This is a genomic window from Abiotrophia defectiva ATCC 49176 (genome assembly GCF_000160075.2).
GTDB lineage: Bacteria > Bacillota > Bacilli > Lactobacillales > Aerococcaceae > Abiotrophia > Abiotrophia defectiva.
In genome coordinates, this window is record NZ_KI535341.1 from 93,917 (window position 1) to 119,650 (window position 25,734).

Below are 25,734 nucleotides of genomic sequence, written 5' to 3' on the forward strand. Positions count from 1 at the left end.
ACTAGTCGATTTAAGGGTGACTCTCCAAGTAGGGAGAGTAAAGGACTAGATTAGAAAAATTTCTTAAAGACCGAAGTCACCCAAGAAACTACCGCGAAGAAACCTGTCACCAACCAGTTGGTTGCATTTGAGATGACATTGCTAAATTCTGATTTTTTAGCTGGTTTCTGAGCTGGCTTCTCAGCTGGTTTTTCAGCCGGCTTCTCTTGCGATGCGCTCGAAGAGGATTCAGAGGAAGCTTGGCTGCTTGAAGATTCTTCCGGGATAGACAATTCTGGCAACTCAGACGCTACTGCTGCTGCCCCATTATTGAATTGGTCGCCTTTGGCTTCTGAGAATGGTGGCTTAGTCCCTACCAGAATGATTTCCTTAACCATTGGCTTAACAACGGTTCTGGTCACCTCGCTACTCATCTCGCCTGTCTCCGTATTGACAAGTTTGTAAGTAGTCAGCTTACGGACTTGGCCGTTAACACCTGCTTGCAAGACTTGACGTTGACCTTGTTCTAGGGTGTTATCCAAACGTTCTTCTGTCTCGTAATCTAGGTCTTCGAATTCCTCCTCAGGACGAACCCCGACCTTGATTAAGCCGTGCTTAAGTTCTTTCTCTTCAGTAGTGATAGTGTCTACTACAATCTTGGAACGAACAGCTGGCTCGAACAATTGATGGTAGAGATTAGCAAAATAAGGTTCTAACTTGTCCATTGGGCTAAAGCCTTTTGGATCCAAGACCAATTCACCATCAACAATTTTATATCGAGAGTACTCCCAATTAAATACCTTCTTAGCTACATAAACCGCAAAAAATTCAGCAAAAGCTTCTACAGTACTTTCAGTATAGTGATCCGGATAAGCCTTTTGGTCCTTAACATAGGCATTATAGAGAGCCTCAAATTCTTGGGTATGACTAAAGCCTACGATGTTGTAGCGGGAATTAACATAATCCCATACATCTTCATATTCTGAGGAACCGAATATCCCCGCATTATAATCAACTAAATGACCTATTTCATGTAAGAGAGTCTTCAACATATACCATTCTGGTTGAGACAATTCTTTCCCATTAAATGTCGTAATGTAGCGTAGATTGATGTGACCAGTAGGAGGATATGCACTACCAACAGCATCTTCACGTACACTTGGTAATTGTTGATCTGTCACAACTGTATAGACCATATTCTTTCGATATTCGAACGGAATATCCTTAACCAGTGACTCGAATGCCTCACGCGTCTCTTGAGGAACCTCCCCATGATAGTGGAAGCTGAAAGTATCATAGCCGTTAACGTAGTCATAACGTCGGCCGAGCAATTTGTAGGACAACTCCCCCCAGGAAGCCATCCATTTTTGTAAGGCATCGGTTTTACCCATAGCTTCCAACTTCTCTGAAGCTAATTGCAAACGTTGATAGTTGGCTTTGACATCGGCATAGAGGGCATCTGACATGGTGTTTTTAGCAAAGTAGCGACGAACCGCATCCTCTCGCGTTACCAAGTTATTCTCTCTTAGAGGAATGAGGCGTTCAACATGTGCCCCACTGGTTACCCCAATAAGATATTTGAAGCTTTTCTCCAACATTACCTTGTATAGGTCTTCGTCACGACTGAAATCAACTTCTTCCCATTTATCAGTTCCCGAGACTTTTGTCCGATACTTAATAGTTCTAATGGCTGGATTATTTGGGTCCAACATGTCAGTCGTTAGGGTGTAGCCCTTATAGGTACCTTCTGTCGGCTTAATTAAGGTTGTATCGGACTGCGCCAATTCTCTGACACCAGTGCTTGGGCCTAAGTTTTGAGTGGCAGGCACTGATACGAATAGTTTGTCGATTACAATCTGTTCACTTGGTGTCTTTTGAGAGTAGTCTACTGAGTAGATTTTCTCATCAGAGTACATATATTTATCTGATTTTAAGGCTTCCTCCACACCTGGACCCAGGTCGACATCCGGTGTCGTGACCTTTTTATAGGTCGTGGTGGTCTTACGACCCGCATGGACTGCCTCTTCAACGACTTCTTCTGCTCCCGCATCCATGTCTGGATCGGCAACATATTGGTAGTGCGCGCGTTCCTTAATATCGTAGTCGATTTTAGGTTCTAGCGTCTGTGGTAAATCTTCTGAACGCTCAGACGACTCGCTCGATAAGCCATTGGCAAGATTACCGTCGTCTTCGTCATCATCCAATAGGTTACCCGTTGGTGTGTTTGGTAAAGCTGAAGATTCAGACTGAGCTGATTCTTCCGATGTTTGATTGTCTCGCTCGACACTCGTCACCGCTTCATTAATTGCTGGACTATCCTCCGCAAGGACTGCTGGAGATGGCAGCATGCTTGTCAGCAAGAGCGTCACGAGTACAAGACGATGAGCTAGGCTAAGCCGTTTAGCCTTGGACCGATTTTGTTGATCTCGTTTGAACATAAATCGTTTCTTCCCTCCTATTTTCCCTTCTTGATCGGCGCTTTAGATAAAATCACAAGCACATTTTTTTCACCCTTATTTAATGTGCCAATAACAAAATATCTAGAAAGCCAAACCCTATTGTATCACAGGAGAATAGGGTTTCACAATATGCTTTGTGAAATTTATTTGAGGGTTAGATATTATGTGAATCCAGCAAAAGAGACAGGGTTAAACCCTGCCTCTAAATGATTATCTTGACCTGCTAAAATACTGCTCGCTAGTCATAGCGCGCCCCATAGTCCTGACGGGCTTGGCGCGTCCATGTTTGGATGAAGTCAGTCTTGGCATCGGTGTAAGCATCACGATTGTGCTCATACTGAGACCAGAGAGACAACTTAAGCCCCTCATAGTCCTTGGCTACTTGGGTATGTTCCCTGAGATAGTCCCTAAAGTAGAGTTCATCGTGATCTCCTTGGTAGCGCAGGTGAATGTGATAGACCTTATCCGCGAAGCCTTCTGGGGTGTAACCCGCATTCAAGGATACCCGCCCCTCTGACTCTGACATTTTAAGAAAGCCAGACTGGACTAGACGATCACTGGCTAGGCGCAAATCCGCCTGGGGTGCCAACTCGACCAAGACATCAACAATATCCTTGGCCCAGATGCCCGGGATGGCCGTGCTACCAATGTGACTGATACGAACTAGAGGCAAATCTCCTAGGATTTGTTCTAGTCGTATTGCCATTTCTTGATAATTGGTCTCCCACTGAGCCTTAGGTGCCACTAGGAAGATAGGAAACAAGCGCCAGAGTTCTTCTAAGGATAATTGACTCAGATCCTTGGCCATATAGGTGGCTCCTTTCAGACAAAGTAAATCTAGTTTTTTGGCTTTAAACCTAAAGCCGAGTAGCCCGAAGGTCGCATACGATTCTCGGCTGCTAGCTTGTCAACCAGTCTTAAATTCCGCTCAGACTGGGTAGACCTGCCCTTGCGAGGTGTAAACTTCTGCAGGTAGGACAGATCATCATAGGACCGTCGCATACTTTCACTCCACCCGAAGCAAAGCCCTTCTTCCAAGACCTCATGGAAGGTCACCGATGGCAACTTGGACTTGGCCTTGAAAATCCGAATCCAAATACCTGGCGAAGTTTGTTCATTGGCTAGTAACCAATCATGTAGTTCTTGTCTCTTTTCAAAAGATATAATCGGAAGTTGATCATAGACTTGGTCTAATTGTTGCATTGATTTTTCCTTTCATTCTTGATGGTGACATTTCTGCTAAACTAAGGATAAGAAGGCCTCATCAGTGCCTTATCTAATTGATTACCTTCATCCAGTCTGAGTTCTCGGATTTTTTATCCCATCGAGCACCCCAAAAATTCAGTCTTAAACCTTGTGGTAATGGCAATAAAATAGCTATTGAGCCCCTTCCACCCATTGATCATTATCCATAATAAAGGGCTTGGCCAAGCCAGGGCCTGTATAGTCAGAGTACTTAGTCCCCAGATATTGATAAACTTCTTCCTTACTAGCAAACTTAATGGCCTGATAAGGCTCTTCGAAGGTCAGTTTCTCTAGGAAGAGATAGCCCTCTTTGGCTGGGACTAAGACACCGACATGGCCGATGAAGAGACTGTCGCCATCCAGATTATCATACAAGACTACTGACAGCATTCTAACCTTGTCATTGAACTTGAACCGGGACAGATATTGCGCCATACGCTTGGCGTGGACCTTGACGTCCTGGGTAGCCTCGGTCTTAACCCGGGAGAAGAGGATATTGAAGGCCGCCTTATCCTTGGCATCCATGACATGCCCCTTATCAATGGCGTCATTATCCATGAAGAGCAGCTCATCATCTTGGCTGACTGACGGGATCTCAATGGTGTTTTTGAGCAAGGTATAGCTGTTAATGCGACAATTAGTCCCGATAAAATCCCCCTTCTGCTCATGCCAGAGCGGGTTAATCTTAGCCACATCGTAGTCCGTCTTGGTAAATTCGGTGAAGTCCCCCTTGAGCCCACTAGGTCCCACAATGTCATTGTAGTCCTTAACAAGTTTGAGGAATTCCTCAACGCTATCCTTGTCCAAATGAGCAGACAAGAGGCTTCTCACTTCTTCTAGGCTACTTGGACTATTAAGGTTAGAATAGCTAGGATGAGAAGGACTTGCTTCTTGGCCACTTGGCTTAGGACTGCAGGCTGTTAGAGCTAAGACGAGGCCGAGGGATAGGATGATGGTTTTGGTGTTTTTGAACATGAGGTCTCTCCTCTAGCTGATATTTTTGTCAAAATAAGTTGTGGCGCCATCTATTGGGCTTGCTCCAAGAGCTTCTTCATTGAAGGCTGTCGCCCTATTCAATTTTCCAATTATCCTTCAAACCTAATGACCTGATTGGTCGCATCTACGGTCGCTTTCAGGCCAAAGGGAATGATGCAGCGGGGTTGAGCATGGCCGACGTTGAGGTTAAAGACCACAGGCAAGCTTGGATTGGCGATGACGTCAACCAAGATCTGCTTGTATTCTTCCGAATATACCTCATCCATGGGCTTGCCTACTAGCAGGCCGGAAATCGAATCGAAGATACCTGTCTCCTTCAACAGAGTGAGTGCTTGATAGAATTTCTCAGGTGGCATCTTTTCTTCACTAGTTTCCAGCAAGAGGATTTTCCCCACCCAATCTTCTTTTTGAGGGAACAAGGCATATCGACTACAGAGCAGGGGCATATCCGCATAGCGCTCCCCATTAAAGATGTCATAGAGTGAGTCAAGGCAGCCTCCAAGAATCTCGCCTGAGAAAACTGGATTCCCCTGAAGCAAGTCAAAACCGTGGTCCAAGTGAGACTTCAACGGCTTACCAATTTGGTCGACGCCGAAGTCAGTTCGGCTCTCATACCACAGCTCACTCGGTCTTATTTCTTTTATTGTACCCGTCTTTATTAATTCCTCAAAGTATTGTCGCGTATAAGGCAGCATGTCCTGGTCGAGCTCACAAATATCCGCAAGGAAGGATTGTCCATAGAAAGTTTTAAGCCCGACTTTATGCAACATCAAGTGATTGAGGGTCGTATCGGAGAAACCGAGGAAGACCTTTTGACACACAGCACTAGCCAACTCTCCGTTTTCAAATAAATAGGGTAAGAGTCGATAAGTATCGTCGCCACCAATGGCACAGAGGATCATGTCAATCTCTGGATCTCTAAAAGCCTGTAACAAATCGGCCGCCCGTGCTTCCGGGTGCTGCTTCAAATAGTCAATTCCCTTGAGCGCATTGGGCATAAAACTCACCTCTAGGCCAAGGTCTGTCAGTCTTTTAAGGCCAATTTTTAGCTCATGCTTGATGAAATCTTCGCCCAATACCCCAGCTGATAGGCTGACGATCGCTAGCTTTTTAATCATCATATTCACCTCACAAAATTAATCAAATGACGAGCTTGACTTCTGCAAGTCAAATGCTTATAAAATATACCTTTTAACGACAAATTAAAAGGTAAAATGAACTATTTATGCTTGTTGAGATGGTCGCGACAAAAAGTAGAGATAGGCCCCAAAGGCGAACTTGATGGCAGCATCTACATAGGCAATGACCGCCATGGAAATATTAGGGAAGAGATAGCCAACCGCAATATTGACCGCACACACCAGGGCTAGATAAATCATGGACTTACCATGCACGAAATAGAAGGGGAGGAAATGCAGTGCGGTCGCCATTAAGGCTCCCAGCCAGATAAGGCGCCAATTCTCCGTCGCGAAGAAGGGCCCGCCTAAGATGGCCATTAAGACAAAGAGTAAAATGACCGCATAGAGGGCTACTTTCTTCTGGAAGGGACTCGAACTGCCAGTTGATAATTTATTAAGTAGGGGCTTGTTCTGGTTAATAGCAAAAAAGCTGACAATGTAGCCTATGCTGAAAACCTGCATATTGATAATCTGCTTGCCGCCAATCAAGGTTGCCACTGCAATCACCGACGCGACGGCCATTAACCATAAGCCACAGGCTTTCTTGAAGTTAAATGCTAGTTTTTCATTCTTGTCATAGCCTAAAAATCCCATAAATAAGTGCCTCCAAAATCTTCTTAACTGCCATCTAGCTTCTATCCAGTAAGCTAGGTGGCTCTTACTTTATTATAGCACTTTAATAGAAGAAAAGGAGTGACAAGCTCCTTTTAGCTCAATATTTATACTGGAACTGGGAACTGCTCAAAGCGCAACCATTCCTGAGCAATTCTTAAGAGGCTATCACCTAAGCCGTGTTCTTGAATTACTTTTAAAAACAACCCTGTTGAGACAGATTGAATGAATGCCCATTCCCAGATGCTCTGCTTCTCAACTCCAGTTTCATTATGAAGCAAGAGAACTCTCTCAATAGCTTTTTCCAAAGGAGCATCAACTAACTCCTCCACCCATTCTCGCACGAGGATTCCAAGGTCGTAGGCAGGTTCTCCTAGGATTCCATCCGGATCTATCAATTTATAAGATAGCTCATTGGAATCTAGTGCTTTCAGTATATTGTCAGCGTGTGGATCCCCATGGACTAGCACAGATTGATATGAAGACAGGCACTTTCTTCTTGATTCTAAAAACAAGAGCGCCCGTTCAATGATTTCTTTACTGCACGGTTGCTCTAATTTTTCCCAAGTGGACAGGATAAAGTCTTGAAACCACCCAATTAATTGTCCCATCAGTCTTAGCTCCTGTTTTTCATCGAGGGGAATCCAGGTTTTCTTAAGTAGCCCGCAAATTATCTTCATTTGCTCTCTAATAGAATAGTCAGACTCACTCAAAGGCTCACCCAAACACTCTAGTAAGACTGCTTTCCTCTTGACATCATGCTTGAGCAACTTGACATATCCCGCTCCATTTACAACTCTAAGGGCCTCTACTTGTTGCTCAAACTCGGAATTCCCCTCCAATTGAGGCATAAATAATTTGAGAATCCCCTTTTCTTGATTTCTCAAGGCACATTTTGCTACAAAGGCCTCTGATCCTCCTTCGAGGATTTGCTCCAAAGAAAGGCTCCACTCTTTTGCTATGCAATCAATAACTGTGTTTAAGTCCTTTTTCCATTGTAGTCCCTCATCACCTAATGCATCCAACTTGTTTCGAACATTGCTTGGAATGTGGTCTTCCCAGTTTTTCATCTGATGCTATTCCCCTTTTATTTTTCTAGCTTATCTTTAAACTCATTTGTCTACTCATCTCTATTTTAAATAGTCTCTTCATTCTTTTCCACTGCTTTTAAGTAGCTTTTAGGTTCATGCTTTACATTAGAGTTAGCACTAAGGAAAGGAGAAAGCTCCCCTATAGGTGAGCGGTGTAAAACAATGAGAACAATCGTCGTCATACCTTCATATGAACCAGAAGAAAGACTAATAAAGCTAACGGCAGAATTAGTCGCCAAAGACTTAGATGTCATCGTAGTAGATGATGGCAGTGGGGAGAAATACCTCCCTATCTTCAACCAATTAGCAGGAGCTCGAGTGCTGAGACATGCTGAAAATCAAGGCAAAGGTGCCGCCCTGAAAACAGCCTACCAATTTATCAAGGAAAACTACCCAGGCCAAGACCTGGCCGTCGTCACGGCCGACTCTGACGGACAACATAGTCCTGAGGATATTATAAGAATTGCCAGACGCGCGGCTCTAGATTCAGATAGCCTAGTACTTGGCGTCCGGAATTTTGACGGCCAAGAGGTGCCGCTGAGAAGTAAGGTTGGCAATAAGATTACCCTGAAAATTTTCCAACTAACCAGTGGCAGCAAGCTTTCCGATACCCAGACAGGCCTACGCGGTTTCTCTGGCATCCACTTGGATAAGATGCTGGAAATCTCAGGCTCACGCTTCGAATACGAGATGAATGTGCTCATGGTATGGGCCAAGGAAAAACGCCCCTTCTACGAGCTCAAGATTAAAACCATCTACGAGAACAAGAACGAGGGCTCGCACTTCAATCCCTTGCGAGATTCCTTCCGCATCTATAAGGAGATTCTGCGCTTTGGCCTCTCCTCCCTCCTCTCTTTTTTTCTAGACTATAGCCTCTACGCCTTGCAGGTTTTTGCCGGCCTACCCCTGGTAACCGCTAATGTCATTGCGCGACTAATCAGCGCCGGCTTCAACTTCTTTATCAATAAGAAACTAGTCTTCGCCAGCGACCACCCCGTCCTCAAGGAGCTAGGTGCTTACGCCCTACTGGCCGGCTTATCCCTAGGCCTCAACACGCTGGTCTTAATGGGACTGAGCTACGGCATTGGGATTGGTCCCCTCATCGGTAAAATCCTAACAGAAATCGGCATGTTTTTCTTCAACTGGTTAGTCCAGAAGAAGCTGATTTTTGGGCGAAAGAAAGGTGTGCATTATGTCAAATAAGCTAAAAGGAAAATCACTCAGAAAAGCCTTAACCCTGGTCTATAGTATCTTGCTAGTCGGGAGCTCTGGCCTGGCCGTCCTGGATACCCTCTTCATCTCTAAGAGCTATACCAAGTTCAGCAACGAAACTACAACCACCAACCAGTCCGCTAATTCTAGTGGCACAAGCACTGCCACGGTAAATACAGCCACTGCCTATGAAGATGACACCAAGGCCATTGCCATCGATACCTACGAGCGCAATTCGACTCAGATTCATGTAGCCACCGTCACCATCAAAGGCGACGCCTCTATCAAGACGGCCCTAGCAGACGAGACCTACGGCCGCAACGTCAAGGCCAAGACCTCGACCACCGCTCAGAGCGTCAATGCCGTCTTAGCGGTCAACGGGGACTACTACGGGGCCAGAGATGCCGGTTATGTTATCCGCAACGGTCAGCTCTTACGAAGCGATAGCCAGGACCCTAATCAAGAGGACTTAGTCATCTACCAAGATGGCAGCTTCGAGATTATCAGAGAAGGTGATATTACAGCCCAAGAACTGCTTAATAAGGGTGCAGTTCAGGTCCTATCCTTCGGGCCAGCCCTGATTGAGGACAGCCAGGTGGCTGTCGATAGTACCGACGAAGTGGGCAAGGCCATGGCCAGCAACCCACGGACAGCCATCGGTATCATCGATGACAAGCATTATGTCTTGGTCGTCTCGGATGGACGAACAGATGAAAGCAAGGGCCTATCCCTTAAGGAATTAGCCGACTTCATGAAGGAACTCAAGGTCACAACCGCCTATAACCTAGATGGCGGTGGCTCCTCTACCATGTACTTCAATGGTCAGATTATTAACAAACCAACCACCAACGGTCACAATATTGAAAAAAGAGAGGTGAGTGACATTGTCTACCTATAAAGCCAATCACCACAAGCAAGACATCCTCTTCTACACAGTCGCTAGTATTAGCACCTTGGTAATCGGAACGGTCTATGAGTGCTTCAGCCACCAGGTCTACTCGCCCTTCATGTACCTACTCTTCCTGATTCCCCTCCTACTAGGGCTAGCCCCTAATCTGCTGGCCCACAAACTTCATAAGTACTTCCTCAAATCAGAAAATGCCAAGGCAGCCTACAAGATGGGCGTCCTCACCCTCATCTTCGGTTCCTTCCTAAAAGGCATCTTCGACATCTACGGCACCCATTCAGTCTACCCAAGCTTCTACCTGCCAGTAGGCCTGCTACTCTTGCTGGTCGCACTTGGCTTTGAAATCCGCCAGAGGAAGGAGATGGAAAAATAGGAAATTGGTTACTATAACAACAGCACCCCATCAGTTGGATTCTCTGATCCGGCTGATGGGGCTTGTTTATAATATAAGGCAATTAGTTATCACCATTCTCGTACCTTCAAAAAATCCTCGAGCACGGTAAGAAATTAAAAATCTTGGTTGCAAAGCGCAACCAAGATTCCGTTTAAACTATTCTTCGTTTAACCTAGCAAGAAGGTGTTTGAAATGATCTCCATCCTCAACTAGTTTTCCAAAGAATAACTCATCAATTTGCTCGATTACGGGCACCGCTTTTTGTAAAATATCTTCTCCCTTTTTGTTCAAAATAACAGCCTTAGCTCTTGAATCTCTGGAGTGTTCTTTTCTCTCTATATATGCATGTTTTTCTAATAAACTCAATATTTGAGAAACAGTCATTACGTCTATCCCGGAAAGTTTAGAAATCATGACTTGAGTCACTTCGTCATTAGTTTGAGCTAGATAGGCAAGAGAGGCTATAACAACAAATTGAGGGTGAGTCAGATTCATTTTCTTTAACTCTTTTTTTATCATGAAGTGCCATTTATTGTACACCCTCATAAACAACAAGCCTGTTGATTGTTCTGAATCTTTTTTATATTTCGATGTAAACAAACAGCAATCCCCCCTATCTTTCCAAAAGCTCTTTCAGAATAAATATAGAGTTAGGGACATCTGAGAACACCTGGCGTAAAAATTCTAAATATTGCTTATCCTCACTATCTAAGGATACAGAATGTTTGACCGTTACACTTCCATCATTGTTCTCCATTATTTGGTGTCCAAAAAGGATGTCACCAAAAGGAGTGGCTGTTTTATCCCAAAATTCTTCGAAGGCTGTTACCAGGGTAAGCTGATAATCCATAGGAGGCATACCTTCAAGCTCCATCGTCCCATGGGACCCAGTCTTAAAATCATCGTTTAATGTAATATTTTTTAAATCCTCTTCCCAGGCATACCATTTTTCAATATTGGCATAATACTCCCAAACAGCTTCTTTTGTTGCTTTAATTTTCAAACTGAAACTAAATTCCATTGTTTTCACCTCTTTTTATTAAGTGTACTTATTATATGTTATTTTACAATGTGCGTCAACACTGATATTTTTAGAATCGTAAGGGCAGGGATGGCAAAATAGAAAATGAAATAACCGGAGGGCTGCCTGTAAAGGCGCCTCCGGTTTGTTTTGGATATGAGGTTAAGACTTAACTATCTCTAGCTTCTAGGCATAAAGCTCTAAATCGGTCATCTAATTCCGCTATCTCCAACAAGAGGCGGGACAAGTCTTCGTAATCTTCCTTTAGGCAAGACAGGTGGGCTTGTCCGAATAAAGAGGCTAAGTCTTCTTTAATTTTTGAACGCAGACTATCATGCTCTGCTAGAAATCTACTCAGGTAGAGATTTCTAACAGCTGCCAGTTTAAAGCTGAAATACTGATGCAGTTGCTTTTGCTCATCGTTCAAGCCATATTTTGCTACTGCCGCCGCGTAGAGTGGAAGGACGCCTTCTTGCCCTTGCATGTATCTTTGGGCCATTATTTGCGAGGTAGCCAGATAGATTGCGCTCGCGTCTGGATTAGCGACTCGCTTGAAATTGCCCCACATAGAATAGGCGCCCCGCTTGTAGTCGATTGCCTGGGCTTGCCATGCTGGCAGAAAGTCTTCGAACTGAATCTTCATACAGGCAAAACCTGCTGGATCATGCAAGTAGAGATAATCATCATCTAAATCATAAACTGAGACAAAGTGATCCACTCCGTATAAGTGAGTGTGGTTAGGATTATAGGTCAGATGCCCCATATCGAGTGGCCCCAACACTACCGGCCCATTAGCTAGAAGAGCTTTCAATTTCCTTCTGATTAAATCCAAATCAACTGCTTGCCCCTCTCTTAGATAATATTCTTCATAGTCAAAACCTAGAACTTCTAAGACATGAGAGATCGAAAGGTCCGGCATGCCATTATCGAAGAATACTAATGGGTGCTCTTCATCTTCTTTGACAATGGAAGCCCCATTCCCCATCAACATAAGGGCCTCAAGATATTCCGCTCTCAGGTCATAACCATAGGCCTCCAATGCCATGGCCAAAGAATAGGTATAACAAAGTGATACGTCTCCAAAATATGTCTGCATCTAACTGCCTCCTTCTCATTGATAGCTTGATTATACAGTGCAGTTAGCCAGGCCACCCTAGAAAAAAGGATCAGAATTTATGGGGTGTGGGGATTGAAAAAAGTTACAGACCATTAAAAAAGCCCCTTAGTTAGATTTTTATCCAGCTAAGGAGGCTTTTTTTGCTGTTTAATCGTACTTCTTGCCGAATTTCTTCTCCAGCATTTTCTTGACTAGATATGGCATTTTGACATTTTCTCGTCCCTTTTTGGCAATGAGCTTCTTAACAAAATCAGGCATCTGGATGTCTTGGTCTTCTTTTAGAATCGCATCGCTGTCTCTAGGCGCCGCCATCTCATCAAAAGTAGTCTCATCAGCTTGATGGATTTTGTAGTCCCCGTGGAGATGCTTGGCAATCGTTGACAGTAAGGCCTCAATCAGACGTGGATCCGTATTGGGCATAGGAGGACGCTTATAGCCCACCCCTAATTCATGGCAGAGTTCTTGACACTCCACATCATTGTCAAAAAGCACCTCGATATGCTCACTAATAAAAGCAATAGGCACAAAGATATAATGGTCGGGATGCTGGCTTTGCTCCCGCAAATACTCCAAGACATCTGGCTTAATCCATGGCATCCCAATATCGCTCTCGCTCTGCCAAGTGTTAGTATACTGGTCTGGAGCAAGACCGAGACCTTCAGCAATCAAGCGGCTATTGTCGTAGATTTGGTCGATATAAGGATCGCCAAACTCTAAGGCCAAGACAGGTACGCTATGAGCCGAGAAAACGACCCGATAAGTCTGACTACCAATTTCTTGGATAATTTTTCGAATCTCCTCTACCCAATAATTGATAAGGGCTGGCTCGCGATACCAGTCTTTAATGACTTGAAAACGGATGGTCTGGCTCTCTAGGAATTTCTCATAGCCCATTACGGAGTAATAGGAAAAATGAGGTTCCAAGATTAAACAGAGGCAGTCTTCAATCCCATCTGCCTCCATCTGAGCAATAACATCGGGGATGAAGGGACGCGAAAATTTATTAGCAAAATAAACCTTCGCTTGACCTTCTAGGGCCTCAGCTACTAGCCTCACTTCTTCCCTGGTAATGGCTTGGAGAGGCGTGCCACCAATCCGAACATAATTATCATATAGGGTTTTGATTTCATCTTCTTCTGGACGAACACCCCGGCGAATATTGGTGAAAAATTCAGCGACTGCTTCATAGCTAATCGCTTCTGGTGACCCAAAGGTCATCATGAGGACAGCTTTCTTAGACATGTCAAACTCCTTATGTGTGTGTCGTAGTTTCCGTCTCTTATTCTACCATAGAAAGGGTTTTATTGGAACTGGCTTTGGTTCTGTTATTCAGGCTTAGGCCTTCTATTCAGCATATCCGCACTACACAAAAACCAATCAAAACAAGAAAGACATCCTCTTCTATAAAGTCGCTACTACTTGCGCCTTAGTAATAGGAAGGGGCTATGAATACTTCAGCCACCAGGTATACTCACCCTTCATGCACCTACTCTTCCTGATTCCCCTCCTACTAGGTCTAGCCCCTAATCTGCTTGACCAAAACTTCATAAGCACTTCCTCAGAACAGAAAATGCTAAAGCAGCCTACAGCTCCTTCCTAAAAGGCGCCTTCGACATCTACGGTACCCATTCAATATATGGCTTCATCAATTACACTAGAATCAAATTGTGCATGATAATCACCTGTATAAGGTCGACCATCTAAAACAAAACAACGCCATTCAGCTATGAATTTTACAACCTCACTAATCCATATAGGATAGTCAAAAGGTAAACCATTACCTATCAAATCACGGGTTCCATTAACAACTCTTCCATTAAAGACTTTTGAACCAGCTTTAGGCTTAATAAATTTTCCCCAATTATCAGGTATATTTACAATCTCTCCTAAAACACCTTCATAAATTTTTCGACCATAAAACTCTTTAAGCTCAATGGGATAGTCATAAACTCAGCGATAAGCGTTTTTATCGCCCTACTTTTCGCATGCACTTGACCAATAAAAAGATTCTAGACAAGCTTTTGAGCTATTCAGAAGACTTGAAACAACACTATCATCTCTATCAGATTTTGCTTCTTCACTTTCAGAGTAAAGAAGCTGATAAATTTTTCGGACTCATTGAGGACAATCTAAAGCAGGTTCATCCCCTTTTTCAGACTATCTTTAAAACCTTTCTAAAGGACAAAGAGAAAATTGTCAACGCCCTTCAACTAGCCTATTCTAACGCCAAATTGGAAGCGACTAATAATCTCATTAACCTCATCAAACGAAATGCCTTTGGTTTTCGGAACTTTGAAAACTTCAAAAAACGGATTTTTATCGCTCTGAATATCAAAAAAGAAAGGACGAAATTTGTCCTTTCTAGATCTTAGCTTTTCTTCACCCCACTACAGTTGACAAAGAGCCGTTCAAATCCGGCATCAGCATCGATATTATAGAATTAAAGAGCAAGTCGCCCTTGGGAATTTGCCTATAGGGTGTCTTGCTCTCTTTTTTGTAATGTCATCTCATTTTTTCAGCTGAGCGGGCAGAAATTCCTGAATATCTCTCCATGCCTTCTGATTCTCATATGTCGCCATAATATATAAAACCTCCGTTTCAGTTTTTATCATCTCTGATAATCCTATCTTACTGAAATCGGAGGTTTTTCTCATTGACATTTGTTAATTCTCAGAAAAATTTTTTCGAATGCGACTCATGGACTCCCTTGCGATACCTAGATAGGAGGCAATAAGGTTTTGCGGAAGCCTGTCTTCAATGCCGGGATAGGTCTTACGAAAGGCAAGATACTTCTCTGTGGCATTGAGGCATTGAAAGTTATACTCCCGATTCATCTTGAAGATGATTGTCTGCTCCAGCAGCGCAATATACCCTCTCATGGTTTCCGGGCTTGAAAGCAAGATGGCCTTCAGCTTGTCCGAACGAAAACTCAAACCTAAAACATCCTCAACAGTCTCAAACACCTCAACTCTTTTTTCCATGAAAAGCGCCTCTCCAAGCATGAACTCATTTTCCTACATGAAAAGCTTTGTGATGTCATTTCCGTTCTCGTCGATATAGTAGCTTCTGGCAAGGCCCTTTATAATCAGATAGACATACCGCTGCGGTTCACCCATGCCGAGAATCTGGCTTTTCTTCGGATAAAACACCTCATCGGCATCTTGAGCGAGAGCTTCATTCAATTCACTTTCCGTGCTTTCATGCAGTGCATAGGAAAGAATATCTTTTTCTGTTTTACATCCATTCTTTAACAACTCCTTTCGCTTTTCTTCATAAAGTCTTTATTTTCAAGCCCTTCCGACCATTGACATCTAATCCGCAGCCTTGACCTACCCATCATCTAAAGTGGCAACTCAACCCCTGGCATCTAAACCGGCAGCCCGTCCCTATCACATTTTTGCCATAAATTTGCTTGGATAAGTTGCCGCCGAGCATTTGTCCATGTGAGCTTCCTTGAAGCGGTCGAGAGCCGGAAAGTGACTTATTTCAAGGGCTATCGAGACTCTTATGTATCTTTCCTTGACATTAAGACCACCGTCTCAACGTGTCTTGATAGGACAGTCCGATACTCTGAAATGGATTATCAAGGGCTAGGATTTATAAGGACACTCTGAAACACTTAAAACATGATATAAAATTTAACGTAGATTTCTCTTAGTTAGAAATAGCGTATATGTAACAATTTTACAGACTTTACTGCCTTTATACGAGAATGTTCAACAGCTCATTCGAATCTATGATAATCTGCTTCAAGTAAATGCCTTCCGTATTCAAAAATAACTCCTGAGTAGAATACAAGCTTTGTATCATATTGCAAATCAATAACTGTTTCATCTGACTTTCTTTTAAATTCTTGACCATCAAAGTAAATATGGTTATATAATACCGAATAGTCTCGTATACTTTTAATAAGGGTATGTCCTTGATGTTTCATCCTTGCTGAAAACTGCGAATGATTCCCCCCATTACAAATAACAATATCCATTGGATGCAAATAATGATTATCGATATTGAAACTATGCTTATTTCCATCAAAAACATTTTGGTCGTTAATACCATCAAGATTTCTAATTATCCTATCTGAATTCCATGGGTTTAATAAAATTGGTAACTCATTTACTTTTATGCTAATTGGGCCTTCCTTACGTATTTTCTTATTTTCATAGTATTTCATGTCATCTGGATGTACTTTTTCACAAATAACTTCATCAATATGCAAATCTGTTTCGTAAGCAAGAAAATTATAGACTCCCTCAATACTTGAATTATCTTGAGCTTCATGAACTGTTTCAATAGATTGAATTGCTTCATCAAAATTTAGATAATCAATTATCACCGATAAAATATTTTTTACAATTTTTACCTTTTCGTTAGTATTCTCACTATTGTTTAGTTTCTCCATATACCTATTATATTTACTTTTATAATCATTATTTCTCTCAGTTCTAAAAAAAGAACCAAAAAACTTACCTATTGTATCAATCATTATTTTCTCCTATTAATCAAAAAGACTAAAAAATCCAGTTCTGATGAGTTTCTAGCTTTAATTTTAATTTCTTAAACCGAGCTGGATTTGTTTCAATTAGATTTTTGATTGTTTTCCATCGTGTTGTATTCTCATTAAAAATTTTTCTAAAAATACCATTTTTTATGCGAGCTGTTTCAGCCCCTTGATGTTGACCATATATTATTGTAATATCCTTATCCTTTGAAACGGCGGGCTTTATCCCTTTCTCTCCAGCAGTCCTACAACCTCGATATGTGCAGTCTTCGGGAATAAGTCAACCGGCTGCACCCACTGCAGCTCATAGCCTGCCTGGGCCAAGAGTTGGCAGTCACGGGCGCAGGTGGCTGGGTTACAGGACACGTAGACGATCTTGTCTGGCGCCAGTTCAATCAGGGTCTTAACGAATTCAGGGTCTAGGCCCTTGCGTGGTGGGTCGACCACCGCTACATCAAAATGAATGCCTTCTGCCTGCCAAGCTGGCAGCACTTCTTCGGCCTTGCCGGCTTGGAAGGTGACATTACTTAGGCCGTTGGCCTCGGCATTGGCCCGCGCCATATCAATAGCTTCAGGCACGATTTCCATGGCATAGACCTGACCGGCTTGGCGGGCTAGGGCCAGGGAGATGGTGCCAATCCCGCAATAGGCGTCCAGGACGGTTTCACTGCCAGATAAATCAGCTGCCTCAAGGGCATAACGATAGAGGGCCTCGGCCTGAGGAGTGTTGACCTGATAGAAGGAATGTGGGGAGATGGAGAAATCCAGCCCCAACATCTGGTCCTGATAAACTGGCTGGCCCCACAAGAGGCGATTGGTTGGTCCCATAATGACATTATTGGCCTGCGTATGACTATTGAGGACCAGGCTAACTAGGTTAGGAATGGCCTTTGTGAGTGCCTTAATCAACTTATCCTCAGCTGGCAGGCCTTTGCCGTTGACGACCAGGATTAACATGACTTGGCCGCTATAGTGACCACGCTTGACGATGATATGTCGGATTTGGCCCTTGCGACTTTCCTCGTCGTAAGCCGAGTAGCCTAGCTGGCGCAGAATGTCCCGCGTCACTAAAATGGCTTGGTCGATGGCCGGATCTTGAATATGGAAATTCTCTACGGGCACTAGCTGATGGCTATTCTTGCGGAAGAAGCCAGTCTCTAGCTGGCCTTTGACAGTCCGCACCGGGATTTGCGCCTTATTACGATATTGCCAAGGATGGTCCATGCCATAAGTTGGCCGGACTTCCAGACTTTCCGGGAATTTCCCTAGGCGACTGAAGACCTGCTTGACTAGGGCCTGCTTAGCCTTGAGCTGGGCAGGATAAGCCATATGTTGCAAGGTCATGGTGCCAATCTGACGGCCGATAGGGTCGGTAATCTCCACTCGATCCGGACTGGGCGTTAGAACCTCTTCTAGGCGCGCAAATCCGAAGGACTTGCCGACCTTGAGGACCTTAATGGCCACCTGCTCGCCCGGAATAACGCCCTCCACAAAGAAGGGATAGCCCTCGATTTTGACGACACCCTGGCCTTCATGGGTCAAGTCGACTACCTGGCCTTGGTGTACTTGATTCTTCTTAAATACTTGTTTTGCGTCCATCTTCAGTCTCCTTTGCTCTTCCTTCCTATCATACCACGAAATACCAGTCAGGCAAAGGCTTGCCGCCTCCTTGCGGGCTAGTTTAGGAAGCCATATGCCGCCTTTTTCGGCGAGCCAGTCCATCGTTCTTCTTATCCATGGACTGGCGCTGACTTTTTACCTAGCTTGTGGGGATTGGGACCAGTTCATGGTTCTATTAAACGCTGGTGGTGGTCTTAATACAAGAATAGAGGCAGGGATTCACCCCTGCCTCGACAAAACTTATTTACTTACCATCTTCCCGGCAACGCGCCCGAAGGTGATGATATCAGCGATGGCATTCCCGCCTAGGCGGTTAGAACCATGAATCATACCGGTTAATTCGCCGGCGGCATAGAGGCCTTCAATTGGGTTGCCGGCTTCATCTAGGACCCGCGTATCCTTGTCGGTCACCAAACCGCCCATGGTGTGGTGGACACTTGGTCGAACTTTTTCTAGGATATAAGGGCCTTCTTCCAAGGATGCCAAGCCAGCCCGGTGATTGAAGTCGGGGTCTTTCTTGTCCTTGGCATATTGGTTAACCTTAGCTACTGTTTCCTTAAGCTTAGCTGGATCAATGTCGAAGTGAGCCGCCACTTCTTCAAGGGTGTCCGCTTCAACTAGTAGGCCTTGTTTCTTGAGTTCTTGATACTCAGCCTGGTGGTGCTCCTTAGAGTGGGAGATATCGTCCGTCTTCTGGTTCCAGAGTTGATAAGCATAGCCCCCTGGTTGAGCCAGAATAGCCTTAGAAATCACATCCCGCCGGTCTAATTCTTCAACAAAACGTTGGCCCTCTTGGTTAATCAGGACTGCCCCATCGAAACGGGTATCGGCTAAGAGGGAAATTTCCCCTGTCTCAGGGTTAGAGACCGGATAGGTTTGGATGGAAGACATGTTGGTGACCGCTGCGCCAATGGCTTGGGCCATGACAATGCCGTCCCCGGTAGAACCCACGCTATCGGTTGATAGGTAGCGCTCGTCCATCTCAGGATTGTACTGCTTACGCATGTCAACGTTAGAGCCAAAGCCCCCCGTCGTCAGCACAACCCCATTCTTGGCATGGAAGGTTACGACCTGACCTTGGTGGTCGGCCTTGACGCCTACGACACGCTTGCTGTCATCTTGGATGAGTTCAGTAGCCTTGGTATTGACCAGAATCTTAACACCTAGCTCTTCTGCCTTGGCATTGAGCTTGGTCACCAATTCCTGGCCTGTGTGGCCTTCTGGAATCAGGGCCCGCTTGTAGGAGTGCCCGCCAAATTGGAAGAGCTTGTCTTCTAGGAATTTGACGCCGACCACGTCACGTAGCCATTCGGCTGACTCTAGGGCATGTTCTGCTAGATAGCGAACCATCTCAGGATTGCCCAGGTTGTCGCCACCCTTCATGGTGTCTTGGTAGTAGGTTTCTACGCTGTCGCCTTCAATGCCTAGTTTCTTCTGAACCCAGTTACCTGGCGCATTCATTTCGCCCCCACTAATGAGGGTATTCCCGCCGACAGCTGGCATCTTCTCGATGATCACCACGGATTTACCGGCTTGGGCTGCTTCGATGGCCGCACTAAAGCCTGCGCCCCCTGCTCCGACAACGACCACATCATAGGATTGTTCGCTGTCTAGCTGCTCTTGGGTTGAAGTAGTAGAGCTTACCTCTGCTAGGGTCAGGCCTGATTTCTTGACGGCATCTTGGACGGCTTCCAGATAACCTTGGCTGGTGGCTGTGGAGCCAGACACTACATCGACATCGGCCTTGTTGTTGCCAATAATCTTATCCTTAAGTTGCTTGTAGACGGGTGTGGCTAGGACTTCATTCTCATCGGACTGGAGCACCTTAATGTCTGCAATCCGGTCGTCTTGGAAGGTCACTTCCACCTCGACGGTCCCATGTTTGCCCTGGCCTTGGCCCTTGACCGTTTGGCTACCGGCTGCCTGAGCTAGGCTAGCCAAGGGGCCCATGACTAGGACTAAGAGGGCTAAGACTAGCCAGAACTTTTTCCAGTAATTTTTCATATTCCATCCTCCTATCTATTTTTACCACCAAGACTAGGCTCATTATCTTGGTTGACTTTCTATTATACTCCTTTTTAGGCTGACTGTCTTTGCATATTCTTGCTGAAAACATGCGCAATCTTGCGGTCTTATCCATCAACTTTTTGCCATCTTCTGCTAAAATCTGATAGCATGCTCTACTCAGCAGATGATCCATTGAGCTTTGTCAGGCTGGGTGGGCCCACTCAGTGCCAAAAGGATGTCGAGCGTATGAGTTCCCCTGGGAGCTTTAGCGACCTAGGGGACCATAGATCGGCAAGGCGGAAGACAGCCGCAGGCTGGCTGGAGCCGGTCCCGCACTGAGGACTAAGTTGGAGCCCACCTAGCCAAGCTGAAGCCAAACAAAAAGGCGACTGGAATTCCAGTCGCCTGTAACTGATTAACTGCGTAAGTAACGTTCCAAGAATTGTTGGGTCCGTTCTTCTTGTGGGTTGACGAAGAGTTGCTCCGGCGCGCCTTGTTCGGCGATGACCCCTTGGTCCATGAAGACCACGCGGTCGGAAACCTCACGAGCGAACTCCATTTCGTGGGTGACAATAATCATAGTCAAACCAGTATGAGCCAATTCCTTCATAACCTTCAAGACTTCGCCGACCATCTCAGGGTCAAGTGCAGAAGTTGGTTCATCGAAGAGAATAACGTCTGGCTGCATGGTCAAGGCCCGAGCAATGGCTACCCGTTGCTTCTGCCCCCCAGATAATTGGCTAGGACGGGCATGGACATAATCTCCCATACCTACTTGTTCCAAGAACTTAGTAGCTAAAGCTTCGGTCTCAGCCTTGTCCTTACCTAGGACCTTGATAGGGCCGACAGTACAGTTAGCCAAGACATCCATATTGTTGAAGAGGTTGAAGGATTGGAAGACCATACCGATATGGGTCCGGTACTTGTTGACGTCATGCTTAACGTCTAAGATATTCTCGCCCCGGTAGATGATTTCCCCACCGCTTGGTTCCTCTAAGAGGTTAATACAACGCAAGAGGGTGGATTTACCTGAACCTGAAGAGCCGATAATGGTCACGACTTCCCCTGCTTCAACGGAAAAATCAATGTCCTTGAGGACCGTACGGTCGCCAAAGGTTTTGCTTAAGTGTTGAATTTCTACAATCGCCATGATTAGGCCTCCTCTTTGAGCACTGCCACTTGTTGTTGGTTACCGGCAGCCAGTTGATCACTTGGGCGCCCGTCAATGCGTTTTTCAATCGCGCGCAAGAGTGATGTAATGGTAAAGGTTAAGATGAAGTAGATAACGGCCGTTACGAAGAAGGTCTCGAAGTAACGGAAGTTATTGCCGGCAATGGTCTTGGTCGTGAAGTACAATTCGCTGACCGAGATCACGTTGAGGACGGATGTATCCTTAACGTTGATGACAAATTCATTCCCGACAGATGGCAGAATGGTCCGGAAGACTTGTGGCATAACCACTTCTTTCATAGTTTGCCAGTGGTTCATCCCAATAGCACGAGCCGCTTCAAATTGGCCCTTGTCGATGGCGTAAATCCCACCCCGAACGACTTCGGCAATGTAGGCCCCGGTGTTAATGGAGACAACCAGGAAGGCCGCCGACATAGGGGTTAATTTCCAGCCCCAGAGTAGGTCGGTCCCGTAGTAGAAGATCATGGCTTGAACGATCATCGGTGTCCCACGGAAGATGGCAATATAGGCATTGAGCAATAGGTTAGCGACTTTCAAGACGCCATTATGGATTTGGCTCTTAGACTTGGGAATGGTCCGGATAATCCCGACGGCCAAACCAATCAGGAGACCGATTAAGGTACCGGTTAAGGATACCCAGAGGGTCATGCCGGTCCCGGCCAAGTATTGACGCCAGTTCTGAGTGGCAATCTCCCAAGTACGAGCAAAGAAGTTATAATCTTCTGTGGCCGCTGCCTCAGTGCTGGTTTCTTCTTGACCGTCAGCCGCTGGCTGGTTCTTAATGGCCTGGTCCATGAAGTCCTTGCGTTGCTGATCTGTAATTTCCGCAATGGCCTCATTAATTTGGCTCATAAGTGGGCTTCCCTTCTTGACCCCGATAGAGACCTTGCGGTCTTCTGGCGCCACTTGGAAGCTTGGATTAAGTTCTACGTAGGTGAATAGAGGGTTAGCGGCTGCCGCAGAGACAGCTTCTGGATATTCTGAGATGTAGGCATCTAACTTGCCCGCTTCTAAGGCCACTCGCAAGACAGGGAAAGAATCCTGTGCCTGCTCAACCTGAGCGTCCTTGAGTTGTTTCAACAAGTCATAGTGCAGGGTCCCTTGTTGACCTGACACCTTAGCACCCGCAAAGTCCTCTAGCGTCTTGGCTTGGGCATAAGGTGAATCCTTGCGGACCACCATGACGAAACGTGAGTCATAATAAGACTCGGAGAAGTCAATCTCCTTAGCACGTTCCGCAGTTGGCGACATGCCGGCAATAATCATATCTATCTTGTCCGATTGGACAGCTGGTAAAAGTCCATCCCACTCCGTCTTGACCACTTGGACTTCGCGGCCTAATTTTTCCCCAATCTTACGCGCGATTTGCACGTCGTAACCATTGGCGAATTCCTTGGAGTCCTTAATAGGTACAGCACCGTTAGCGTTGGTGGACTGTGTCCAGTTATAAGGCGGATAGCCCGCTTCCATCCCGATCAATAGGGGTTGAGTGTCTTGCTTCTTGGCGCCACACGCTACCATCAAGAATGCAACGAAGGCTAGTGCCAAGAATTTTAACGATTTTTTCATTTTTCTCACTCCTATTAATAGAATTATAATAATAAGTATACACCTTCAAGCCCATAGTGCAAGATATTTTGATGATGAAAGCGTTATTTATGGTTTATTTTTTTCAAATGCCCCTAGGATTCTCTCGGCCAAACTTGCACTCTAGCTTCTATTACTATACACTTAAGGAAAGCAATCGCATTTTAAAGGAGGTTTCGGGGTGAAAGTCCTACTCTACAGTCAACATCTCGACAAGATCGCCAAATCTGGCCTTGGTAAATCAATTAAACATCAAATGAAGGCCTTGGAACATGCCGGGATTGACTACACCACCGATCCCAAGGACTCCTTCGATTTATTACATATCAATACCTACTTCCCCCAATCCATGCTCTTCGCCCGCAAATGTCGCAAGCAGGGCATTCCGGTCGTCTACCATGCCCACTCGACCATGGAAGACTTCCGTAATTCCTTCCGCTTCTCTAATCAGCTAGCGCCTATCTTCAAGCGTTGGCTCATGACTTGCTATCAGCAGGGCGATGTCCTCATTACACCTACGCCCTACTCCAAGCGTCTACTCGATTCTTACAATATGGGGCGGGAAATCTTCGTCCTATCTAACGGTATTGAACTAGAAAAATTTGCCCCTCAGCCTCAGGCGCGGGAGCTCTTCCGGGCGCGTTACGGACTGACCGAGCAAGACTTCGTCTGCATAGGGATTGGCCTCTACCTAGAGCGCAAGGGCATTCTAGATTTTGTGGAGTTGGCTAAGCGCCTGCCCCATATCCGCTTCATCTGGTTTGGCTATACGGATTTGAACCTAGTGCCGTCCGCTATTCGGGCTGCCGTCTCCAATCCACCGGCCAACCTGGCCTTTGCCGGCTATGTTGACAATCAGCAGATTATTCAAGCCATGCAGGGAAGCGACCTCTACCTCTTCCCTACCTTGGAAGAAACCGAGGGCATTCCGGCCGTCGAGGCCTGTGCCGCCCATGCCAAATTCATCGTTCGGGACATTCCGGTCTTCGATGACTGGCTAACCGACCAGGTCAACGTCTACAAGGCTAAGGATGTCGATGACTTCGAGCGTCTGATTCGGGCTAGCCAAGCCCAAGAGCTACCTGACTTGACCCAGGCAGCCTATCCCGTGGCAGTCCAACGTGACCTAGCGGTCATCGGTCAAGAACTAGGCCGCATCTACGGCCATGCTATTCGTGCTAGTCAGGAGCGACAAGGATTATAAGATAAGTAAAGGGTGGGAGTTTCCCCACCTTTTTTCTATGCCCTAAACCGTGTAAGACCAGTCCCACTCGAGCCAAAAGACGGGGCTAGTGGTGGGACCGGCTTCAGCCAGCCTGTGGCTGTCTTGTGCCTTGCCTCTTGAAAAGCACCCCATAAGTTAGACATTAAAAGTCCAACTTATGGGGTGCTTTGCATAAAAGGCGAAATCTCATTTTCTAACTCAATTGTTTGCTCCTGGACCTTGTAAAATAACCGCCCCCTTATATAGAGCGTAGTAAATTGGGCCCAGTTGCCATATTTTAACCAAAGGGATATAACCATAGTAGTGATTTTTATTATAGTAAATGGTTTGAGGTGGCTGAGAACTAAAGAATCGAATCTCTTCTACCACAATAGAGGTTGGAAATGCGTCTCGTTTTTTGTCCTTCTTATCAGGAATATAGGCTGTCAAATCTTCTTCAATCGGCCGAACACCATTTGGATTTGCTCCCTTGTACCACTCTACAGCATATTCTTCACACCAAGATTCATGTGGCTTCTTAGGACAGCAACATAGGTCATCACCTACTGATTGGTTGGCTTGAACGTTTGAAGTCGAAAGACAAAAGAGCAGTAGAAACAAGAAAGTGAGTGGGGTCAAAATAAAACGTTTCATATTGCATTGCTCCTTCATATAGTTGCATGCTTGATGACGACATTATCCTAACCCTCCCTTCTCGAAGACATCGTCATCCAAATCCTATCTACACACTCATTATACATCCAGAAAATGCTTTCATCAACCTTCTTTATGCTTTTGACAGTCCAGTGTGGGCCTAGCCCCACGGCCAAAAGCGGTGCTTGTGGTGTCCAGGATGTGGCGCGTATCTGAAGGGCTGGGAAGGCAGTGACTTAGCCCTTCGATAGCGACACAAGGCGGAAGACAGCCAAGGGCTGGCTGCAGCCGGTCCCACCTCAAGCCCCGCCTTTTGGGTTAAGTGGGGCTTGGCTCACACGCCTTTGGACACAGATAAAAAGGGTGGGAAATACTTTTCCCACCCTTTCTATATTACCCCTCCGTCTGGCGGAGGTGGTCCACAAATTTATCCAGTTGATGCTTGTCCCGCGCCTTCTGGGCCTGAGAAATATTGCTAGGATTAAGGTAAATCCGCAGCTGTTCGACGTCGGCCGCATCATAGGCGACCACTGCCTCTCCTTCTTCCTCATTGTCCGAGACCCGAGCCACCCGGGCGAATTCCTGGCTCAAGAGAGCCAACAAATCCTCGGCCACGGCTTCCCGTAGGACTTGATACATGGCGGCAAAGGGCGCCGGAATCATAAAGGCGTCAACCTGCACCAAGTCATCTTGGGCTTGCTCCTTGTGGGCTTTTTGCTTTCTTTTGCTTGGCTTTTTGGACACGGTCTTGCTCCTTTA

Annotated in this window: 24 protein-coding genes and 2 pseudogenes; 5 read left to right on the top strand and 21 right to left on the bottom strand. The window is 45.5% G+C overall.

The features are described 5' to 3' along the window. Positions 1–50 precede the first annotated feature (50 nt). The 7 genes from GCWU000182_RS07915 to GCWU000182_RS07945 all read right to left on the bottom strand — a co-directional run bounded on the left by GCWU000182_RS07915 (position 51) and on the right by GCWU000182_RS07945 (position 7,539). Positions 51–2,417, bottom strand: a complete 2,367-nt coding sequence (locus tag GCWU000182_RS07915; RefSeq protein ID WP_023392288.1) for a G5 domain-containing protein — start codon at positions 2,415–2,417, stop codon at positions 51–53. Positions 2,418–2,676: 259 nt separating this feature from the next. Further along, positions 2,677–3,246 carry a GrpB family protein gene (locus GCWU000182_RS07920; protein ID WP_023392289.1) on the bottom strand — a complete coding sequence of 190 codons (570 nt, stop codon included), beginning with the start codon at positions 3,244–3,246 and terminating at the stop codon, positions 2,677–2,679. A 29-nt stretch (positions 3,247–3,275) separates the two neighbouring features. Further along, complete coding sequence (locus GCWU000182_RS07925; protein ID WP_023392290.1) at positions 3,276–3,641, bottom strand: YdeI/OmpD-associated family protein; 366 nt, start codon at positions 3,639–3,641, stop codon at positions 3,276–3,278. Between the two features lie 174 nt (positions 3,642–3,815). Then, positions 3,816–4,658, bottom strand: a complete 843-nt coding sequence (locus tag GCWU000182_RS07930) for a DUF4300 family protein (RefSeq protein ID WP_023392291.1) — start codon at positions 4,656–4,658, stop codon at positions 3,816–3,818. 110 nt (positions 4,659–4,768) lie between these two features. Further along, on the bottom strand, positions 4,769–5,797 hold the full coding sequence (locus GCWU000182_RS07935; protein ID WP_035364799.1) for a S66 family peptidase: 1,029 nt from the start codon (positions 5,795–5,797) through the stop codon (positions 4,769–4,771). A 105-nt stretch (positions 5,798–5,902) separates the two neighbouring features. Further along, on the bottom strand, positions 5,903–6,451 hold the full coding sequence (locus GCWU000182_RS07940) for a DUF6609 family protein (protein WP_023392293.1): 549 nt from the start codon (positions 6,449–6,451) through the stop codon (positions 5,903–5,905). A 125-nt stretch (positions 6,452–6,576) separates the two neighbouring features. Then, positions 6,577–7,539 (bottom strand): aminoglycoside phosphotransferase family protein, encoded by a 963-nt coding sequence (locus GCWU000182_RS07945; protein WP_023392294.1) that lies wholly within the window; start codon positions 7,537–7,539, stop codon positions 6,577–6,579. 183 nt (positions 7,540–7,722) lie between these two features. Here GCWU000182_RS07945 and GCWU000182_RS07950 point away from each other — a divergent pair, with 183 nt between their 5' ends. Genes GCWU000182_RS07950 through GCWU000182_RS07960 form a run of 3 tightly spaced genes read left to right on the top strand, consistent with a single transcriptional unit; the run spans position 7,723 to position 10,052 of the window. After that, positions 7,723–8,763 carry a bifunctional glycosyltransferase family 2/GtrA family protein gene (locus GCWU000182_RS07950; protein WP_023392295.1) on the top strand — a complete coding sequence of 347 codons (1,041 nt, stop codon included), beginning with the start codon at positions 7,723–7,725 and terminating at the stop codon, positions 8,761–8,763. Next, on the top strand, positions 8,753–9,670 hold the full coding sequence (locus GCWU000182_RS07955) for a phosphodiester glycosidase family protein (RefSeq protein ID WP_023392296.1): 918 nt from the start codon (positions 8,753–8,755) through the stop codon (positions 9,668–9,670). Before GCWU000182_RS07950 ends, GCWU000182_RS07955 begins: the two co-directional genes overlap by 11 nt. Further along, complete coding sequence (locus GCWU000182_RS07960) at positions 9,651–10,052, top strand: hypothetical protein (protein ID WP_051372958.1); 402 nt, start codon at positions 9,651–9,653, stop codon at positions 10,050–10,052. Before GCWU000182_RS07955 ends, GCWU000182_RS07960 begins: the two co-directional genes overlap by 20 nt. Before the next feature lie 177 nt (positions 10,053–10,229). On the opposite strand, the gene GCWU000182_RS07965 is transcribed toward GCWU000182_RS07960, so the two are convergent. The 5 genes and pseudogenes from GCWU000182_RS07965 to GCWU000182_RS10095 form a co-directional block, all read right to left on the bottom strand. Then, positions 10,230–10,619 carry a MarR family winged helix-turn-helix transcriptional regulator gene (locus tag GCWU000182_RS07965; RefSeq protein ID WP_023392298.1) on the bottom strand — a complete coding sequence of 130 codons (390 nt, stop codon included), beginning with the start codon at positions 10,617–10,619 and terminating at the stop codon, positions 10,230–10,232. Between the two features lie 67 nt (positions 10,620–10,686). Continuing rightward, positions 10,687–11,094: an SRPBCC family protein gene (locus GCWU000182_RS07970; RefSeq protein ID WP_023392299.1), complete on the bottom strand. Its 408-nt coding sequence runs from the start codon at positions 11,092–11,094 to the stop codon at positions 10,687–10,689. A gap of 169 nt (positions 11,095–11,263) precedes the next feature. After that, complete coding sequence (locus tag GCWU000182_RS07975) at positions 11,264–12,190, bottom strand: hypothetical protein (RefSeq protein ID WP_035364803.1); 927 nt, start codon at positions 12,188–12,190, stop codon at positions 11,264–11,266. Positions 12,191–12,358: 168 nt separating this feature from the next. Then, entirely contained in the window at positions 12,359–13,453 is a 1,095-nt protein-coding gene (hemH, locus tag GCWU000182_RS07980; protein ID WP_023392301.1) for a ferrochelatase, read from the bottom strand. A 393-nt stretch (positions 13,454–13,846) separates the two neighbouring features. Further along, positions 13,847–14,161, bottom strand: a pseudogene (locus GCWU000182_RS10095) (ATP-grasp domain-containing protein); the annotation flags it as partial. Between GCWU000182_RS10095 and GCWU000182_RS07985 the strand changes: the two are divergent. Continuing rightward, a pseudogene (locus GCWU000182_RS07985) lies at positions 14,143–14,583 on the top strand (transposase); the annotation flags it as partial. The pseudogenes GCWU000182_RS10095 and GCWU000182_RS07985 sit on opposite strands and share 19 nt — an antisense overlap. A gap of 291 nt (positions 14,584–14,874) precedes the next feature. Here the strand turns inward: GCWU000182_RS07985 and GCWU000182_RS09715 are convergent. The 7 genes from GCWU000182_RS09715 to GCWU000182_RS08020 all read right to left on the bottom strand — a co-directional run bounded on the left by GCWU000182_RS09715 (position 14,875) and on the right by GCWU000182_RS08020 (position 23,099). Beyond that, positions 14,875–15,192: a Crp/Fnr family transcriptional regulator gene (locus tag GCWU000182_RS09715; protein ID WP_156905304.1), complete on the bottom strand. Its 318-nt coding sequence runs from the start codon at positions 15,190–15,192 to the stop codon at positions 14,875–14,877. A 33-nt stretch (positions 15,193–15,225) separates the two neighbouring features. After that, positions 15,226–15,465 (bottom strand): cyclic nucleotide-binding domain-containing protein, encoded by a 240-nt coding sequence (locus GCWU000182_RS07995; protein ID WP_023392307.1) that lies wholly within the window; start codon positions 15,463–15,465, stop codon positions 15,226–15,228. Between the two features lie 470 nt (positions 15,466–15,935). Continuing rightward, on the bottom strand, positions 15,936–16,697 hold the full coding sequence (locus GCWU000182_RS08000; RefSeq protein WP_023392308.1) for a DUF6710 family protein: 762 nt from the start codon (positions 16,695–16,697) through the stop codon (positions 15,936–15,938). 237 nt (positions 16,698–16,934) lie between these two features. Further along, positions 16,935–18,311, bottom strand: a complete 1,377-nt coding sequence (gene rlmD / locus GCWU000182_RS08005; RefSeq protein WP_035364805.1) for a 23S rRNA (uracil(1939)-C(5))-methyltransferase RlmD — start codon at positions 18,309–18,311, stop codon at positions 16,935–16,937. A 261-nt stretch (positions 18,312–18,572) separates the two neighbouring features. Beyond that, complete coding sequence (locus tag GCWU000182_RS08010; protein ID WP_035364806.1) at positions 18,573–20,336, bottom strand: flavocytochrome c; 1,764 nt, start codon at positions 20,334–20,336, stop codon at positions 18,573–18,575. Between the two features lie 418 nt (positions 20,337–20,754). Further along, the gene (locus tag GCWU000182_RS08015; protein WP_143227653.1) at positions 20,755–21,492 is read right to left on the bottom strand and encodes an amino acid ABC transporter ATP-binding protein; all 738 of its coding nucleotides are present in this window, start codon (positions 21,490–21,492) and stop codon (positions 20,755–20,757) included. Next, on the bottom strand, positions 21,492–23,099 hold the full coding sequence (locus GCWU000182_RS08020) for an ABC transporter substrate-binding protein/permease (RefSeq protein WP_023392313.1): 1,608 nt from the start codon (positions 23,097–23,099) through the stop codon (positions 21,492–21,494). The genes GCWU000182_RS08015 and GCWU000182_RS08020 overlap by 1 nt, the downstream gene beginning before the upstream one ends. Positions 23,100–23,298: 199 nt before the next feature. Here GCWU000182_RS08020 and GCWU000182_RS08025 point away from each other — a divergent pair, with 199 nt between their 5' ends. Further along, entirely contained in the window at positions 23,299–24,321 is a 1,023-nt protein-coding gene (locus GCWU000182_RS08025; protein ID WP_023392314.1) for a glycosyltransferase, read from the top strand. Positions 24,322–24,540: 219 nt separating this feature from the next. On the opposite strand, the gene GCWU000182_RS08030 is transcribed toward GCWU000182_RS08025, so the two are convergent. Together GCWU000182_RS08030 and GCWU000182_RS08035 are read right to left on the bottom strand one after the other, a co-directional pair. Further along, entirely contained in the window at positions 24,541–24,975 is a 435-nt protein-coding gene (locus tag GCWU000182_RS08030) for a hypothetical protein (RefSeq protein ID WP_035364808.1), read from the bottom strand. Positions 24,976–25,368: 393 nt separating this feature from the next. Further along, positions 25,369–25,719 carry a hypothetical protein gene (locus GCWU000182_RS08035; protein ID WP_023392317.1) on the bottom strand — a complete coding sequence of 117 codons (351 nt, stop codon included), beginning with the start codon at positions 25,717–25,719 and terminating at the stop codon, positions 25,369–25,371. Positions 25,720–25,734: the final 15 nt, after the last annotated feature.

Bases quoted from the DNA above. Each gene is read 5' to 3' on its own strand.
- GCWU000182_RS07945 (WP_023392294.1), bottom strand. From the start codon at position 7,539: ATGAAAAACTGGGAAGACCACATTCCAAGCAATGTTCGAAACAAGTTG.
- GCWU000182_RS07920 (WP_023392289.1), bottom strand. From the start codon at position 3,246: ATGGCCAAGGATCTGAGTCAATTATCCTTAGAAGAACTCTGGCGCTTG.
- GCWU000182_RS07925 (WP_023392290.1), bottom strand. From the start codon at position 3,641: ATGCAACAATTAGACCAAGTCTATGATCAACTTCCGATTATATCTTTT.
- GCWU000182_RS08030 (WP_035364808.1), bottom strand. From the start codon at position 24,975: ATGAAACGTTTTATTTTGACCCCACTCACTTTCTTGTTTCTACTGCTC.
- GCWU000182_RS07940 (WP_023392293.1), bottom strand. From the start codon at position 6,451: ATGGGATTTTTAGGCTATGACAAGAATGAAAAACTAGCATTTAACTTC.
- hemH (WP_023392301.1), bottom strand. From the start codon at position 13,453: ATGTCTAAGAAAGCTGTCCTCATGATGACCTTTGGGTCACCAGAAGCG.
- GCWU000182_RS08010 (WP_035364806.1), bottom strand. From the start codon at position 20,336: ATGAAAAATTACTGGAAAAAGTTCTGGCTAGTCTTAGCCCTCTTAGTC.
- GCWU000182_RS07935 (WP_035364799.1), bottom strand. From the start codon at position 5,797: ATGATTAAAAAGCTAGCGATCGTCAGCCTATCAGCTGGGGTATTGGGC.
- GCWU000182_RS08020 (WP_023392313.1), bottom strand. From the start codon at position 23,099: ATGAAAAAATCGTTAAAATTCTTGGCACTAGCCTTCGTTGCATTCTTG.
- GCWU000182_RS07950 (WP_023392295.1), top strand. From the start codon at position 7,723: ATGAGAACAATCGTCGTCATACCTTCATATGAACCAGAAGAAAGACTA.
- GCWU000182_RS08000 (WP_023392308.1), bottom strand. From the start codon at position 16,697: ATGATTGATACAATAGGTAAGTTTTTTGGTTCTTTTTTTAGAACTGAG.
- GCWU000182_RS07955 (WP_023392296.1), top strand. From the start codon at position 8,753: ATGTCAAATAAGCTAAAAGGAAAATCACTCAGAAAAGCCTTAACCCTG.
- GCWU000182_RS07970 (WP_023392299.1), bottom strand. From the start codon at position 11,094: ATGGAATTTAGTTTCAGTTTGAAAATTAAAGCAACAAAAGAAGCTGTT.
- GCWU000182_RS07965 (WP_023392298.1), bottom strand. From the start codon at position 10,619: ATGAGGGTGTACAATAAATGGCACTTCATGATAAAAAAAGAGTTAAAG.
- GCWU000182_RS07975 (WP_035364803.1), bottom strand. From the start codon at position 12,190: ATGCAGACATATTTTGGAGACGTATCACTTTGTTATACCTATTCTTTG.
- GCWU000182_RS07930 (WP_023392291.1), bottom strand. From the start codon at position 4,658: ATGTTCAAAAACACCAAAACCATCATCCTATCCCTCGGCCTCGTCTTA.
- GCWU000182_RS09715 (WP_156905304.1), bottom strand. From the start codon at position 15,192: ATGGAAAAAAGAGTTGAGGTGTTTGAGACTGTTGAGGATGTTTTAGGT.
- GCWU000182_RS07915 (WP_023392288.1), bottom strand. From the start codon at position 2,417: ATGTTCAAACGAGATCAACAAAATCGGTCCAAGGCTAAACGGCTTAGC.
- rlmD (WP_035364805.1), bottom strand. From the start codon at position 18,311: ATGGACGCAAAACAAGTATTTAAGAAGAATCAAGTACACCAAGGCCAG.